Annotated in this window: 16 protein-coding genes and 1 pseudogene; all 17 read left to right on the top strand. The window is 61.7% G+C overall.

Features of this window, described 5'->3' with window-relative positions; genetic code table 11:
• The 17 genes and pseudogenes from fliJ to fliA all read left to right on the top strand — a co-directional run bounded on the left by fliJ (position 1) and on the right by fliA (position 15,418).
• Positions 1–450 (top strand): flagellar export protein FliJ, encoded by a 450-nt coding sequence (fliJ, locus tag V5F23_RS07500; RefSeq protein WP_042731734.1) that lies wholly within the window; start codon positions 1–3, stop codon positions 448–450.
• A gap of 111 nt (positions 451–561) precedes the next feature.
• Positions 562–873: pseudogene (locus V5F23_RS07505) on the top strand (STAS domain-containing protein); the annotation flags it as partial.
• Positions 874–946: 73 nt separating this feature from the next.
• Positions 947–2,653: a fused response regulator/phosphatase gene (locus V5F23_RS07510; RefSeq protein ID WP_042731735.1), complete on the top strand. Its 1,707-nt coding sequence runs from the start codon at positions 947–949 to the stop codon at positions 2,651–2,653.
• A gap of 30 nt (positions 2,654–2,683) precedes the next feature.
• Entirely contained in the window at positions 2,684–3,028 is a 345-nt protein-coding gene (locus V5F23_RS07515) for an Hpt domain-containing protein (protein ID WP_042731736.1), read from the top strand.
• Between the two features lie 88 nt (positions 3,029–3,116).
• Positions 3,117–4,481 (top strand): flagellar hook-length control protein FliK, encoded by a 1,365-nt coding sequence (locus V5F23_RS07520; protein ID WP_338497886.1) that lies wholly within the window; start codon positions 3,117–3,119, stop codon positions 4,479–4,481.
• A gap of 203 nt (positions 4,482–4,684) precedes the next feature.
• The gene (gene fliL, locus V5F23_RS07525) at positions 4,685–5,188 is read left to right on the top strand and encodes a flagellar basal body-associated protein FliL (protein ID WP_042729111.1); all 504 of its coding nucleotides are present in this window, start codon (positions 4,685–4,687) and stop codon (positions 5,186–5,188) included.
• 9 nt (positions 5,189–5,197) lie between these two features.
• Positions 5,198–6,166 (top strand): flagellar motor switch protein FliM, encoded by a 969-nt coding sequence (gene fliM / locus V5F23_RS07530; protein WP_003184019.1) that lies wholly within the window; start codon positions 5,198–5,200, stop codon positions 6,164–6,166.
• A 75-nt stretch (positions 6,167–6,241) separates the two neighbouring features.
• The gene (fliN, locus tag V5F23_RS07535) at positions 6,242–6,700 is read left to right on the top strand and encodes a flagellar motor switch protein FliN (protein WP_042729112.1); all 459 of its coding nucleotides are present in this window, start codon (positions 6,242–6,244) and stop codon (positions 6,698–6,700) included.
• The gene (gene fliO / locus V5F23_RS07540) at positions 6,701–7,138 is read left to right on the top strand and encodes a flagellar biosynthetic protein FliO (RefSeq protein ID WP_047737631.1); all 438 of its coding nucleotides are present in this window, start codon (positions 6,701–6,703) and stop codon (positions 7,136–7,138) included. It abuts the gene before it with no gap.
• On the top strand, positions 7,138–7,887 hold the full coding sequence (fliP, locus tag V5F23_RS07545) for a flagellar type III secretion system pore protein FliP (protein WP_042729114.1): 750 nt from the start codon (positions 7,138–7,140) through the stop codon (positions 7,885–7,887). Before fliO ends, fliP begins: the two co-directional genes overlap by 1 nt.
• A 23-nt stretch (positions 7,888–7,910) precedes the next feature.
• Entirely contained in the window at positions 7,911–8,180 is a 270-nt protein-coding gene (gene fliQ / locus V5F23_RS07550) for a flagellar biosynthesis protein FliQ (RefSeq protein WP_042729115.1), read from the top strand.
• Between the two features lie 4 nt (positions 8,181–8,184).
• On the top strand, positions 8,185–8,967 hold the full coding sequence (gene fliR, locus V5F23_RS07555; protein ID WP_047737628.1) for a flagellar biosynthetic protein FliR: 783 nt from the start codon (positions 8,185–8,187) through the stop codon (positions 8,965–8,967).
• Positions 8,968–8,969: 2 nt separating this feature from the next.
• Positions 8,970–10,106: a flagellar biosynthesis protein FlhB gene (gene flhB / locus V5F23_RS07560; protein WP_042729117.1), complete on the top strand. Its 1,137-nt coding sequence runs from the start codon at positions 8,970–8,972 to the stop codon at positions 10,104–10,106.
• A 136-nt stretch (positions 10,107–10,242) separates the two neighbouring features.
• Positions 10,243–12,372, top strand: a complete 2,130-nt coding sequence (gene flhA, locus V5F23_RS07565; RefSeq protein WP_042729118.1) for a flagellar biosynthesis protein FlhA — start codon at positions 10,243–10,245, stop codon at positions 12,370–12,372.
• Positions 12,373–12,383: 11 nt separating this feature from the next.
• Positions 12,384–13,733, top strand: a complete 1,350-nt coding sequence (gene flhF / locus V5F23_RS07570) for a flagellar biosynthesis protein FlhF (RefSeq protein WP_042729119.1) — start codon at positions 12,384–12,386, stop codon at positions 13,731–13,733.
• 114 nt (positions 13,734–13,847) lie between these two features.
• Positions 13,848–14,678, top strand: coding sequence for a flagellar synthesis regulator FleN (fleN, locus tag V5F23_RS07575; protein ID WP_042729120.1), 831 nt, complete (start codon positions 13,848–13,850; stop codon positions 14,676–14,678).
• Positions 14,675–15,418, top strand: a complete 744-nt coding sequence (fliA, locus tag V5F23_RS07580) for an RNA polymerase sigma factor FliA (protein WP_042729121.1) — start codon at positions 14,675–14,677, stop codon at positions 15,416–15,418. The genes fleN and fliA overlap by 4 nt, the downstream gene beginning before the upstream one ends.
• Positions 15,419–15,425 lie beyond the last annotated feature (7 nt).

A 15,425-nucleotide genomic window follows, 5' to 3' on the forward strand; every position in this document is an offset into this window, starting at 1 on the left:
ATGGCCACGAGTCGTGCGGCGCGTCTGGCGCCAGTGGTCGAGATGGCGGAGAAGGCCGAGAAAACCGCCGTCCAGCGATTGGCCTATTTCCAGGGCCAGGTGGCGGTTGCCGAAAGTAAGCTGGCCGACCTGGAAAACTTTCGCCTCGAATACCAGGAACAGTGGATCACCCGTGGCAGCCACGGTGTCTCCGGGCAATGGCTGCTGGGTTACCAAGGGTTTCTTGCACAATTGGGCACCGCGATCGACCAGCAACGACAAAGCCTGGTCTGGCACCAGAACAATCTGGAAAAGGCCCGCCAGAGTTGGCAAGAGGCGTTTGCCCGGGTCGAAGGCCTGCGCAAGCTGGTGCAACGCTATATCGATGAAGCACGGCAGTTGGAAGACAAGCGCGAGCAAAAGCTGCTGGATGAATTGTCCCAGCGCCTGCCGCGACAGAATCCGTACTGATCATGGAGTTTTTAGAGTGAATGCTGTGAAACCTTGCTCAGGCTTCGACCAAGTGCTAAACCTTGTACACGTATGTCCATGACAGGGAAGCCAGCTATGCAAGCTCAAGCGATACAAGTCTTTACCGAATTATCGAGCAATGGAAAAAAGCTGACGATTTCGGTCAAGGGGCGGTTCGATTTCAAGCTCCATCAAGAGTTTCGGCAGTCTTACGAGAAGTACGAAACACTCAATGCACAGCTTGATAGCTATGTCGTGGACTTGAAAGACACCACTTACCTCGACAGCTCCGCGCTGGGCATGCTGCTGTTGCTGCGCGACTACGCGGGCGGCGAGGACGCCGACGTGAGTGTCATCAATTGCGGCGCGGATGTGCGCAAGATCCTCGCGATCTCCAATTTCGAGAAGCTGTTCGATATCAACAGCCCGAAAGAAGACAAGTCGGCGGAGGGACGGCAGCAGGCAGGGCAATCCTCGGGCAAAGCCTGATACAGCCATGTTGTCCGCCGCCGAATCACTGACAGTCCTGATTGCCGAGGACAGTGCCGCTGACCGCCTGCTGTTGTCGACCATCGTCCGCCGCCAAGGGCATCAGGTGCTCACTGCCGCCGATGGCGCCGAAGCGGTCGAGGTCTATCTGGAGCAGCGCCCGCACCTGGTGCTGATGGATGCGATGATGCCCGTCATGGATGGTTTCGAGGCCGCGCAGAAAATCAAGCAGTTGGCCGGGGATCAGTTGGTCCCGATCATTTTTCTCACCTCGTTGACCGAAAGCGAAGGCCTGGCGCGTTGCCTGGAGGCCGGCGGCGACGACTTTCTTGCCAAACCCTACAACCAGGTGATCCTGGCCGCCAAGATCAAGGCCATGGACCGTCTGCGGCGGTTGCAGGCCACAGTGGTAGAGCAGCGCGACCAGATTGCCCGACACCATGACTACCTGCTCAACGAGCAGCGCGTCGCCAAGGCGGTGTTCGACAAGATCGCCCACTCCGGCTGCCTGAGCGCGCCGAACATCCGTTACCTGCAATCGCCCTATGCCCTGTTCAACGGCGACCTGTTGCTGGCCGCGTTCAACCCCGCCGGCGACATGCATATCCTGCTCGGGGACTTCACCGGGCATGGGTTGCCGGCGGCGGTCGGTGCGATGCCGCTGGCCGAAGTGTTCTATGGGATGACCGCCAAGGGCTACGGCCTGGCGCAGATCCTGCGGGAGATGAATGCCAAGCTCAAACGCATCCTTCCGGTGGACATGTTCTGTTGCGCGACCCTGCTGTGCCTGAGCTTCCAACGGCGCACGGTGGAGGTCTGGAACGGCGGCATGCCCGATGGCTACCTGCATGACAGCCTGAGCGGGGCGCGCACGCCGCTGCCGGCGCGGCACCTGCCGTTGGGTGTACTCTCGCCGCAGCTGTTCGACGACCGCACCGAAGTGCACCCCATGTCCCTGGGGGACCGGGTGTTCCTGCTGTCCGACGGGGTGATCGACACCGCTAACGATGACGAGCAATTGTTCGGCGTGGAGCGTCTGCAGCAGGTGTTCGCGGCCAACCGTGAGCCAGACCTGCTGTTCGAGGACATCCAGCAGGCCCTGCGGGACTTTCGCGGTGAGGCCCGGGACGATTTCAGCATGGTCGAGGTCAGCCTGGTCGCCGCGACGCAACTCAACCCGCCGCCACCGGTCTATTCCGATAGCGGTCAATCGAGCCCGCTGGACTGGTCGGTGAGCTTCGAGTTCCGGGCGCAGACGCTCAAGCGCTTCAACCCGATGCCGTATCTGCTGCAGTTACTGCTTGAGGTCCATGGGCTTCGGGCGCAGAGTGGCGCCCTCTACAGTGTTCTGTCGGAGCTCTACTCCAACGCTCTGGATCACGGGGTGCTGGGGCTCGACTCGGACCTCAAGCGCGACGCGTCAGGATTTGCACGTTATTACAACGATCGCAATACGCGTCTGGATGAGTTGAGCGCCGGTTACGTGCGGGTTCATCTGCACGTCACGCCAAACGGCGACGGTGGCCGTCTGGTTATCGAGGTCGAGGACAGCGGCGAAGGTTTCGATGTTGCCCGGGTGTTGGCACGGCCCGTGGACTGTGATCGGTTGTCCGGGCGCGGCGTAAGCCTGGTGCGTCAGCTGAGCCATCAGGCCCGTTGGTCAGACGATGGTCGTAGTGTACGCGTGGAGTTTTTCTGGGAGGCTCTGGCATAATCGGGTCATTCTTGATCAGGGAGCGAACAAGTGAGTGAGATTCATCTGGATCGCGACGTGCTCAGCACGTTGAAGGAAGTCATGGAAGAGGGCTATCTGGAACTGCTGGATACCTTCCTCAACGACTCCGAGGCGCGTTTGCGCGTGCTGCATGAAGCCCGGGACGCTGAAAAACTGAGCGCCACCGCCCACAGCTTCAAAGGCAGCAGCAGTAACATGGGAGCCATTCGCCTCGCCGAGTTGTGTGGTGAGCTGGAACAGCGTGCCAAACAGCCTTCGCTGGGGGGTATCGAAAAACTGGTCAGCGAAATCGACAGCGAATTTGCCCATGTCCGCAATCTTTGCCGGGAAGAGCGCGAAGGCTTCCACTGCTGAGATCTACGAGCCACTCAAGCGTTGGCCCGCCCCTTGCATTGTCTTGTCCGACTGTACCTATGAATCCAGTGCAGCGGAGAGAATGTTCATGCCTGTCACCCCTAATACGCTGCTCCAGGCCACTGCCCAGGCCAAGCCCCAGGCAGCCGTCAATTCACCGGCGGCGGCCCCGGACAATGGGGATAGAGCCTCCAGCTTCGCTCAGGTCTTCGCCCGTCAGGCGCCCGCCAAGTCATCGGCTGCCCCTGAACCGTTGGTAAAACCGATGCGCGACAAGTCTTCCGATAACACCGTCAAAAAGGACGCCGGCAACGAAACCGCTGCCGCCCCCGAGCGGACGGTTGCCGATAGCGGCAAACCCTTGCCCGCGGACAAACCCGCCGATGCCGACGACCAGGTCGCGAGCGATGACGCCGCAGATTCGACCGACGCGCCAGTGGCTGACGCTGCGCCGGTTGATCCGACATTGCTGCCGGAGGTCACCACGCCCGTGGTGACGACTGCGCCGGAGCCCGCGCCAGTAGTGGTGGCGGCGGATCCCCAGGTGGCCGCTGCGGTAGTGGCTCCAGTTGTCTCGCAGGCGCTGACCACGCCGCCTGCGGACCCGGCGACGGACCCTGCGTTCGATCCCCAAGCCGACCCGCTCGACGCGATGCCTGCCTTGCGGCTGGCCATGGAGCAGGGTGGTCATGTTTCCGCCGCCAGCCAGGCCCAGCCCAAGGCTGCCGCCCCGGCGGCGCTTGATGCCGAGCCGACGTCGGCGCAAACCTTCGCCGCCGGCATGGCGAGCATGCTCACCGTGCAGGCTGACCAGGACAGCACCAACCCTGGCAGCCAGGGCGGTGAAAAGGCTTTTGGCGGCTTGATCAACGAGGGCCTCAAGGACCTGACCAGTGCGGCCAGCGACACCCGGGTCGACGACTTCGCCAATCGCCTGGCGGCCCTGACCCAGGCGGCGACGCCGAAGACAGCCAACGCGGTGCCGGTCAACCAGCCCATTGCCATGAACCAGAATGGCTGGACCGAAGAGGTGGTCAACCGGGTGATGTACCTGTCGAGCGCCAATCTCAAGGCGGCCGACATCCAGCTGCAACCCGCCGAACTCGGTCGACTGGACATCCGCGTGAACATGGTGCCGGACCAGCAGACCCAGGTCACGTTCATGAGTGCTCACCCGGGCGTTCGCGAAGCCCTCGAAGGCCAATTGCACCGCCTGCGGGACAGCTTCACCCAGCAGGGCATGGGGCAGGTTGACGTCAACGTGTCCGATCAGTCCCGAGGATCGCCCAACCAGGACCAGCCGGCCCAGCAGCAGGCCCAGGCCGGACGTACCACCTCATCGGGCGGTCGAGCGGATGCGTCGGTGGATGAGCATCTGCCGGCTGGCGTGGCCGAAGTTGCAGCCAGTACGACCAGTGTGATCGGCAGCAGCGCGGTCGATTACTACGCCTGACCTGATGAGGTAACCTTTTGTGGGAGCGGGCTTGCTCGCGAAGGCGGTGTGCCAGTTGATAATCATGTCATCTGACGCACTGCCTTCGCGAGCAAGCCCGCTCCCACAGTTGTTTTCGGGTGGCGTAAATTGCTTCTGGCATAACACTTGCTCCTGCCTTGCCAGGCAACCGTGAACCCCCCGATTAGTGACGGATTATTGGCATGGCGAAGAGTGAAGCAGCAGCTGTAAAAGACCCGGCAACCAAGGGCAAGCTCAAGATGATCATCATGATCGTGGTGGGTCTGCTGTTGGCGATCGGGGTGTCCGTGGGGGCTACCTGGTATTTCATGCATGGAGCCCAGAGCAAGCCGGCTCCCGTGGCCGAAGCCGCCCCCGTCGGTAAGCAACCGGCCATTTTCGAATCCATGGCGCCTGCGTTCGTCGCCAACTACACCCAGAATGGCCGCCAGCGCTACATGCAGGTCAGCATCACCCTGATGGGGCGCAACCAGGCCGACCTGGAGGCCCTGCGGGTGCACATGCCGCTGATCCGCAACAACCTGGTGATGCTGTTCTCCGGACAGAATTTCGACACCCTGGCCACCCCTGTCGGCCAGGAAATGTTGCGCCAGAAAGCCACGGCCAGCGTCCAGGAAGTGGCTCAGAAAGAGCTGGGCAAAGTGGTGATCGAACAATTGCTCTTCACTAACTTCGTATTGCAGTAGGAACACGACATGGCCGTGCAGGACCTGTTGTCCCAGGACGAAATCGATGCGCTGTTGCATGGTGTCGACGATGGCCTGGTGCAGACCGAAAATGCTGCTGAACCGGGCAGCGTCAAAAGCTATGACCTGACCAGCCAGGATCGCATCGTTCGTGGACGCATGCCGACGCTGGAAATGATCAACGAGCGTTTCGCCCGCTACACCCGCATCAGCATGTTCAACATGCTGCGCCGCTCGGCCGATGTGGCCGTCGGTGGCGTACAGGTGATGAAGTTCGGTGAATACGTACACTCGCTGTACGTACCCACCAGCCTCAACCTGGTGAAGATCAAGCCGTTGCGTGGCACCGCCTTGTTCATCCTCGATGCCAAGCTGGTGTTCAAGCTGGTGGACAACTTCTTTGGTGGCGACGGCCGTCATGCCAAGATCGAGGGCCGTGAATTCACCCCGACCGAGCTGCGGGTCGTGCGCATGGTGCTGGAACAGGCCTTCGTCGACTTGAAGGAGGCCTGGCAGGCGATCATGGAAGTGAACTTCGAGTACATCAACTCCGAAGTGAACCCGGCCATGGCCAACATCGTCGGCCCGAGCGAAGCCATCGTGGTCTCGACTTTCCACATCGAGCTCGATGGCGGTGGCGGCGACCTGCACGTGACCATGCCGTACTCGATGATCGAGCCGGTGCGAGAAATGCTCGACGCCGGTTTCCAATCGGACCTCGACGACCAGGACGAACGCTGGATCAACGCGTTGCGCCAGGACGTGCTGGATGTCGACGTGCCGATCGGTGCGACGGTCGCCCGACGCCAGTTGCGTCTGCGGGACATCCTGCATATGCAGCCGGGGGACATCATTCCCGTCGAAATGCCGGAAGACATGATCATGCGCGCCAACGGCGTACCGGCCTTCAAGGTCAAGATGGGTTCCCACAAGGGCAACCTGGCGTTGCAGGTGATCGAGCCGATCGAACGCCGCTGACCGGTGTCGAAGTGGCTGAGCCTTTTTTACTGACTTTTACGTTTTGAACCGATTTTTGCCCGCCGAGGACACATGATGGCTGACGATATGAATACCCAGGATGACCAGGCGCTGGCCGACGAATGGGCTGCGGCCCTGGAAGAAACCGGCAACGCCGGGCAGGCCGATATCGATGCACTGCTGGCGGCCGATACGGGGGCCCACGCTTCCAACCGTCTGCCGATGGAAGAGTTCGGCAGCATGCCCAAGAGCAATGAGCAGGTTACCCTGGACGGTCCGAACCTGGACGTGATCCTCGACATCCCGGTGTCGATCTCCATGGAAGTGGGCAGTACCGACATCAACATTCGCAACCTGCTGCAACTGAACCAGGGTTCGGTGATCGAGCTGGACCGTCTGGCGGGCGAGCCGCTGGATGTCCTGGTCAACGGCACGCTGATCGCCCATGGCGAAGTGGTGGTGGTCAACGAGAAGTTCGGCATTCGCCTGACGGACGTGATCAGTCCGAGCGAACGCATCAAGAAGCTGCGCTGAGTGAAAGGTTTCCTTGGCGCTGCATTGATGCTGCCGTTCAGCGTGCTGGCGGCCGAGCCGGTGGCCACTGCGGCCGCTACGTCGGCCAGTGGCAGCGGCGTGGCCGGGCAATTGGCGCAATTGGTGATCGGCCTGTTGCTGGTGCTGGGCCTGATCTTCTTCCTCGCCTGGTTGCTGCGCCGCGTGCAGCAGGCCGGGCCGGCGGGCAAGGGGCAGGTCATCGACATCGTCAGCACGCGCGCGCTCGGCCCACGGGACCGGCTGGTGCTGGTGCAGGTCGGCAACGAGCAGATCCTGCTCGGCCTGAGTCCAGGCAGCATCACCGCCTTGCACGTCCTCAAGGAGCCGGTGCAGGTGCCCTCCACCGAGCAGGCTACCCCCGAATTTGCCCAGCGCCTCATGGAACTGCTGGGCAAAGACCAGAAGGATAAGAAGTAATGCCGTTGCGCATTCTGTTGGCGCTGGCCTTGATGCTGGCCGCGCCGTCGGTCTTTGCCGCCGATCCGCTGTCAATCCCGGCGATTACCCTGGGCACCAACGCCGACGGGGCCCAGGAATATTCGGTCAGCTTGCAGATCCTGCTGATCATGACCGCGCTGAGCTTCATTCCGGCGTTCGTCATGTTGATGACCAGCTTTACCCGGATCATCATTGTCTTCTCGATCCTGCGCCAGGCCCTGGGTCTGCAACAGACACCGTCGAACCAGATCCTCACCGGCATGGCGCTGTTCCTGACGATGTTCATCATGGCCCCGGTGTTCGACCGGGTGAACCAGGATGCGCTGCAACCCTACCTGGCGGAAAAACTCAGCGCCCAGGACGCGGTTGCCAAGGCCCAGGTGCCGATCAAGGACTTCATGCTTGCCCAGACTCGCAGCAGCGACCTGGAGCTGTTCATGCGCCTGTCCAAGCGCACCGACATCGCCAGTCCGGACCAGGCGCCGCTGACCATCCTGGTGCCGGCGTTCGTCACTTCCGAGCTGAAGACCGCGTTCCAGATCGGCTTCATGATCTTCATCCCGTTCCTGATCATCGACCTGGTGGTCGCCAGCGTGCTGATGGCCATGGGTATGATGATGCTGTCGCCGCTGATCATTTCCTTGCCGTTCAAGATCATGCTGTTCGTGCTGGTGGATGGCTGGGCGTTGATCATTGGCACCCTGGCGGGCAGTTTCGGCGGTGTTTAGACCTTCCCTGCGGATAGCAAGATATGACGCCTGAAGTTGCGGTAGACCTGTTTCGCGAAGCGCTCTGGCTGACCACCATGATGGTCGCCATCCTGGTGATCCCCAGCCTGCTGGTGGGCTTGCTGGTGGCGATGTTCCAGGCCGCGACCCAGATCAACGAACAGACCCTGAGCTTCCTGCCGCGCCTGCTGGTGATGCTGGTCACGCTGATCGTGGGCGGCCCCTGGATCGTGCAAACTTTCATGGAATACATCCTGCGTTTGTACGGCAGTATTCCGCAGTTGATCGGCTGACCTGATGTCGATGCTTGCGCTGACCGACACCCAGATCAGTTCCTGGGTGGCGGCGTTCGTCCTGCCGCTGTTTCGCGTCACCGCCGTGCTGATGAGCATGCCGGTCTTCGGCACGACCCTGTTGCCGCGACGCGTGCGCTTGTATTTCGCCCTGGCGATCACGGTGGTCATCGCCCCCGGCCTGCCGCCGATGCCGCCGGTCCATGCATTGGACCTCAGTGCGTTGATGCTGGTGGCCGAGCAGATCCTCATCGGTGCCCTGATGGGGTTCTCGTTGCAGCTGTTTTTCCAGGCATTCGTCGTGGCCGGGCAAATCATTTCGATCCAGATGGGCATGGCCTTCGCCTCCATGGTCGACCCCACCAACGGGGTCAACAGTGCGGTGATCGGGCAGTTCCTGACCATGCTGGTGACCTTGCTGTTCCTCGCCATGAACGGGCACCTGGTGGTGTTCGAGGTACTGACCGAAAGTTTCACCACGATGCCTGTGGGCAGCGCGCTGCTGGTCAATCATTTCTGGGAGATTGCCGGCAAGCTCGGTTGGGTCCTGGGTGCGGCGATGGTGCTGGTATTGCCGGCGATCACCGCACTGCTGGTAGTGAACATCGCTTTCGGCGTCATGACCCGGGCGGCGCCGCAACTGAACATCTTCTCGATCGGTTTCCCGCTGACCCTGGTGCTGGGCATGGTGATCTTCTGGATCAGCCTGGGGGATATTCTCAACCAGTATCAGCCGCTGGCGACCCAGGCCCTGCAGCTGCTACGTGACATGGCACAGGCGCGCTGACCATGGCTGAAAGCGAGAGTGGCCAGGACAAGACAGAAGACCCCACGGAGAAGCGCAAGCGCGAATCCCGGGAAAAGGGCGAGATTGCCCGCTCCAAGGAGCTCAACACCCTGGCGATCATGCTGGCCGGGGCGGGTGGCCTGTTGATCTACGGGGGTGGGTTGGCCCTGGACCTGCTGGAAATCATGCGCCTTAACTTTTCCCTGCCTCGCGAAATACTGCTCACGCCCGGCGCAATGACGCAGTACCTGTTGCACTCGGGCAAGATCGCGATCCTGGCGGTGCAGCCGATTCTGATTTTCCTGCTGCTGGCGGCCTTTATCGGGCCGATTTCCCTGGGCGGCTGGCTGTTCGCCGCCGGCAGCCTGGCGCCCAAGTTCAGCCGAATGAACCCGCTGTCGGGCCTCAAGCGGATGTTTTCCACTTCGGCGCTGATGGAACTGCTGAAGGCCTTCGGCAAGTTCCTGTTGGTCCTGTCCGTGGCGTTGACGGTGTTGCAGGGCGACATCGACGACCTTCTGAGCATTGCCCACGAGCCGTTGGAGCAGGCCATCATCCACAGTGTGCAACTGGTGGGGTGGAGCACGTTGTGGATGGCTTGCGGGCTGATCCTGATCGCCGCCATCGACGTACCGATCCAGCTTTATCAGAGCAAGCAGAAGCTGATGATGACCAAGCAGGAGGTGCGCGACGAGTACAAGGAGCAGGAGGGCAAGCCGGAGGTCAAGCAAAAGATCCGTCAGCTGCAGCGCGAAGTCTCCCAGCGCCGGATGATGGCGGCCATTCCGGAGGCCGATGTGGTCATCACCAACCCGACCCACTACGCCGTGGCGCTCAAGTACGACCCCGAAAAAGGCAACGCGCCGGTGTTGCTGGCCAAGGGCAGCGACTTCCTGGCCTTGAAGATCCGCGAGATCGCCGTCGCCAACCAGGTGATGCTGCTCGAATCCCCGGCCCTGGCACGGTCGATCTACTACTCCACCGAACTCGAAGAAGAAATCCCCGGCGGCTTGTACCTGGCCGTGGCCCAGGTGTTGGCCTACGTCTACCAGATCCGCCAGCACCGCGCCGGCAAGGGCAAGCGTCCCGAGCCGCTGAAAGACCTGCCGATTCCGCCGGATTTGCGGCGTGATTCCTGAGTCGGGCCAAGGCTGATGTGGGCGCGCGCTGCGCCTCTATTGCTACCCCTGACAAAAGTTGGAAGGCTTCTTGCAATGCCCCGTTTGCGCTCGTTCCGGGCGTCAAAAGTTTGCTTCACAGAAACGGGGAATATCGGTGAATCGCTCTCAGCTACTCAGCACCGCGCGCAGCAACGCTGTGACTCTCAGCCAAGGCAACCTCGGGGTGCCGCTGCTGCTGATGGTCATGCTTGCCATGATGATGCTGCCCGTGCCGCCGTTCCTGCTGGACGTGTTCTTCACATTCAACATCGCCCTGTCGATCGTGGTGTTGCTGGTCTGCGTCTACGCCCTGCGCCCCCTGGATTTCGCGGTGTTCCCCACCATCCTACTGGTGGCGACGTTGCTGCGCCTGGCGCTGAACGTGGCGTCCACCCGGGTGGTCATGCTCCACGGCCAGGACGGTCATGCCGCCGCCGGTAAGGTGATCCAGGCCTTCGGCGAGGTGGTGATTGGCGGTAACTACGTGGTGGGTATCGTGGTTTTCGCCATCTTGATGATCATCAACTTCGTCGTGGTGACCAAGGGTGCCGGGCGGATTTCCGAGGTGAGCGCGCGTTTTACCCTCGACGCGATGCCCGGCAAGCAAATGGCGATCGACGCCGACCTCAACGCCGGCCTGATCGATCAGAACCAAGCCAAGACGCGACGCCTGGAAGTGGCCCAGGAAGCCGAGTTCTACGGTTCCATGGACGGCGCCAGCAAGTTCGTGCGCGGTGACGCCATCGCCGGCCTGCTGATCCTGTTCATCAACCTGATCGGCGGCATGGCGGTCGGTATCTTCCAGCACGGCATGAGCTTTGGCGATGCGGGCCGGGTCTACGCCTTGCTGACCATCGGTGACGGTTTGGTGGCGCAATTGCCATCACTGTTGTTATCCACAGCGGCCGCGATCATGGTGACCCGTGCATCGGGTTCCGAGGACATGGGCAAGCAGATCGGTCGGCAGATGTTCGCCTCGCCCAAGGCCCTGGCCGTGGCCGCTGGTCTGATGGCGGTGATGGGCCTGGTGCCGGGCATGCCCCATGTCTCCTTCCTGAGCATGGCCGCATTGGCGGCGGGTGGTGCCTACCTGTTCTGGAAAAAACAGAACGCCCAGAAAATCCAGGCCCTGCAAGAGGTCAAGCGCCAGCAGGAACTGCTGCCGTCGCCGGCTCGCGCACTGGAGACCAAGGAACTGGGCTGGGACGACGTGACCCCGATCGACATGATCGGCCTGGAAGTCGGCTACCGCCTGATTCCATTGGTCGATCGCAACCAGGGCGGCCAGTTGCTGGCGCGGATCAAGGGCGTGCGCAAGAAGCTGTCCCAGGATTTGGGCTTCCTGATGCCGACCGTGCATATCCGTGACAACCTCGACCTGGCGCCGAGTGCCTATCGCCTGACACTGATGGGGGTGATCCTGGCCGAAGCCGAGATCTACCCGGATCGCGAGCTGGCGATCAATCCGGGACAGGTCTACGGTTCGCTCAACGGCATCACCGCCAAAGATCCGGCTTTCGGCCTGGAAGCGGTGTGGATCGAAATCAGCCAGCGGGCGCAAGCGCAGTCTCTCGGCTATACCGTGGTGGACGCCAGCACCGTGGTTGCCACCCACTTGAACCAGATTCTGTACAAGCACTCCAGCGAGCTGATCGGTCACGAAGAAGTCCAGCAATTGCTGCAAGTGCTGGCCAAGGGCTCGCCGAAGCTGGCCGAAGAGTTGGTGCCGGGGGTGGTTTCGCTGTCGCAACTGCTCAAGATCCTGCAGGCGCTCCTGGCCGAGCAAGTGCCAGTGCGCGACATTCGCAGCATCGCCGAAGCCATCGCCAACAACGCTTCCAAGAGTCAAGATACCGCCGCGATGGTGGCGGCGGTGCGGGTCGGTGTATCCCGCGCAATCGTCCAAAGCATTGTAGGTACTGAGTCCGAGCTGCCTGTGATCACCTTGGAGCCAAGGTTGGAACAGATATTGCTCAATAGTTTGCAGAAGGCAGGACAAGGTTCGGAAGAGGGTGTTCTGCTGGAGCCAAGCATGGCCGAGAAGCTGCAGCGTTCGTTGATCGAAGCAGCCCAGCGGCAAGAGATGCAAGGGCAACCGGTGATCCTGCTGGTGGCCGGTCCGATTCGCGCGATGCTCTCGCGGTTCGGGCGCCTCGCGGTCCCGGGGCTGCATGTGCTGGCTTACCAGGAAATACCGGACAACAAGCAAGTGACCATCGTTGCGACAGTAGGGCCCAACGGCTGAGGTAGTGGTTTATGCAAGTGAAGCGTTTTTTCGCCGCCGATATGCGTCAGGCCATGAAGCTGGTTCGTGACGAGCTGGGCGCCGAAGCAGCCATCATCGGTAATCGCCGGATCGCCGGCGGTGTCGAGCTGACAGCGGCTCTGGACTACAAATTGTCGGCGCTGGCCCCGCGTGTTCCGAACATGGAACTCGAGGACGAGCTGCGCAAGACCCAATCGCGCATCGCCAGTGCCCAGGCCGAACTGAGCCTGCGCAGCAGCGAAGGCGAGGCCGCGCCAGGCACCAATCGTCAATTGTTCGCCGGTCAGCCACTGACCGCCGGCCTGCCGCTGACTGCCGCTGAACCGCTGATCGAGCCTACCCAGGCCGAGCCGCGTCGGCCGGCGCCAGCGCCCGCCGCGCCAGCCCGTGGGGTCGACCCGCGTGCCCTGGACTCGATGCGCTTTGAACTCAACAGCCTGCGCGAACTGATGGAAGTCCAGCTCGGCTCCCTAGCCTGGAACCAGTTGCAAGGCAGCCGTCCGGCCCAGGCCAACCTGTGGCGTCGCCTGCAACGCATCGGTCTGTCCGGTCCGTTGTCCCGCGACTTGCTGGCACTGATCAATGGGATCGAAGAGCCTCGCCAGGCCTGGCGCATGCTGTTGGCGCACCTGGCGCGTATGATCGCCACGCCGGACGTCGAGCCACTGGAAGAGGGCGGGGTGATTGCCATGGTCGGTCCTGCCGGCATGGGCAAGACCACCACCCTGGCCAAGCTCGCCGCCCGTTATGTACTCAAGTACGGTGCCCAGAGCATTGCGCTGGTGAGCATGGACAGCTTCCGCATCGGAGCCCAGGAGCAACTCAAGACCCTGGGCCGCATCCTCAATGTGTCGGTAACCCACGTGGACCCGGGCCAGTCCCTGGCCCAGGCGCTGGAGCCTTTGCTGCGCAAGCGCGTCGTGCTGATCGATACCGCCGGCCTGCAAGCCAGCGATCCGGCCCTGCGCCTGCAGCTCGAAAGCCTGGCCGGGCGCGGTATCAAGTCAAAAAATTATCTCGTGTTGGCAACCACCAGCCAGAAACAGGTTCTAACCGCCGCATACCACAGCTACAAGCGCTGCGGGCTGGCCGGCTGCATCCTGACTAAGCTGGACGAAACGGCAAGCCTGGGCGAGGTGTTGAGCCTGGCGATCGGTCATGAACTGCCGGTGGCCTACCTGACCGACGGGCCGCGGATCCCGGATGATCTGCATCTGCCGCGCCGTCATCAACTGGTCAGTCGTGCCGTGAGTGTGCAAATGCAGGAAGAACCCAGCGAAGAAGCCATGGCTGACATGTTCGCTGATATCTACCACAGCCCATCCAAACAGGTCGGCTGAGGTTATCATGAGTATTTTTTGTACCTACATCGATGGTCTGCCATGCATTGTTCCGTGTGAACGCGCAGCCAGTAATGTGGCCTCCGTCTAAGTAAGACAAGGTAAAGAACGAACATGGGCAGCATGCATCCCGTACAGGTGATCGCGGTGACCGGCGGCAAAGGTGGCGTCGGGAAGACTAACGTGTCAGTGAACTTGTCCCTGGCTCTGGCAGAGCTTGGCCGACGGGTCATGCTGCTGGACGCCGACCTGGGCCTGGCGAACGTCGACGTGTTGCTGGGGCTTACCCCAAAGCGCACGCTGGCGGACGTGATCGAAGGCCGCTGTGAACTGCGCGACGTACTGTTGCAAGGACCTGGCGGGATTCGCATCGTGCCGGCCGCCTCCGGCACCCAGAGCATGGTTCACCTGACCCCGGCCCAGCACGCGGGCCTGATCCAGGCGTTCAGCGACATCGGCGACAACCTCGATGTGCTGGTAATCGACACCGCGGCCGGCATCGGTGACTCGGTCGTCAGTTTCGTGCGGGCCGCCCAGGAAGTGCTGCTGGTGGTCTGCGATGAACCGACTTCCATCACCGACGCCTATGCCCTGATCAAGCTGCTGAACCGCGACTACGGCATGAACCGCTTCCGCGTCCTGGCCAACATGGCGCAGAGCCCGCAGGAGGGACGCAATCTGTTCGCCAAGCTGACCAAGGTCACGGATCGCTTCCTGGATGTCGCCCTACAATACGTCGGCGCCGTGCCCTACGACGAAAGTGTCCGCAAGGCCGTCCAGAAGCAACGTGCCGTCTATGAAGCTTTTCCACGTTCCAAATGTGCGCTGGCGTTCAAGGCAATCGCCCAGAAGGTCGATAGCTGGCCGCTGCCGGCCAACCCGCGCGGGCATCTGGAATTTTTCGTCGAGCGTCTCGTGCAACAAACAGCAGGGCCCGTGCTATGACAGCCAGCAGTTACAACCACCTCTACAAGAAATCGGCACGGGACGCCCAGTACGAGTTGATCGAGCGTTACGCGCCCCTGGTCAAGCGTATCGCCTATCACTTGCTGGCGCGGCTGCCGGCCAGTGTCCAGGTCGAGGACCTGATCCAAGCCGGCATGATCGGCCTGCTCGAAGTGTCGAACAAATACGACGCGAGCAAGGGCGCCAGTTTCGAGACCTACGCCGGTATCCGTATCCGCGGCGCGATGCTCGATGAGGTCCGCAAGGGCGATTGGGCACCGCGTTCGGTGCACCGCAACACCCGCATGGTGAGCGATGCGATCCGTGCGATTGAAGCTAAAACCGGGCGTGACGCTAAAGATCACGAGGTTGCGGCCGAACTCCAGTTGAGTCTCGATGATTATTACGGGATTTTGAACGATACCTTGGGCAGCCGCCTGTTCAGTTTCGACGACCTGTTGCAGGACGGCGAGCATGAAGGGCTGCACGAGGATGGCGCGAGTGCTCACATGGAGCCATCGCGTGACCTGGAAGATGAACGCTTCCAGAGCGCGCTGGCCGAAGCGATTGCCAATTTGCCGGAGCGTGAGCGACTGGTCTTGGCGCTGTACTACGACGAAGAGCTGAACCTCAAGGAAATCGGTGAGGTCCTGGGGGTCAGCGAATCGCGGGTCAGCCAGTTACACAGCCAGTGCGCAGCCCGTTTGCGGGGGCGTTTGGGGGAATGGCGAGCGCGCTGATACGCAG

The sequence above is a fragment of the Pseudomonas sp. WP18 genome, from assembly GCF_036689585.1.
Taxonomy (GTDB): Bacteria; Pseudomonadota; Gammaproteobacteria; order Pseudomonadales; family Pseudomonadaceae; genus Aquipseudomonas; species Aquipseudomonas chlororaphis_E.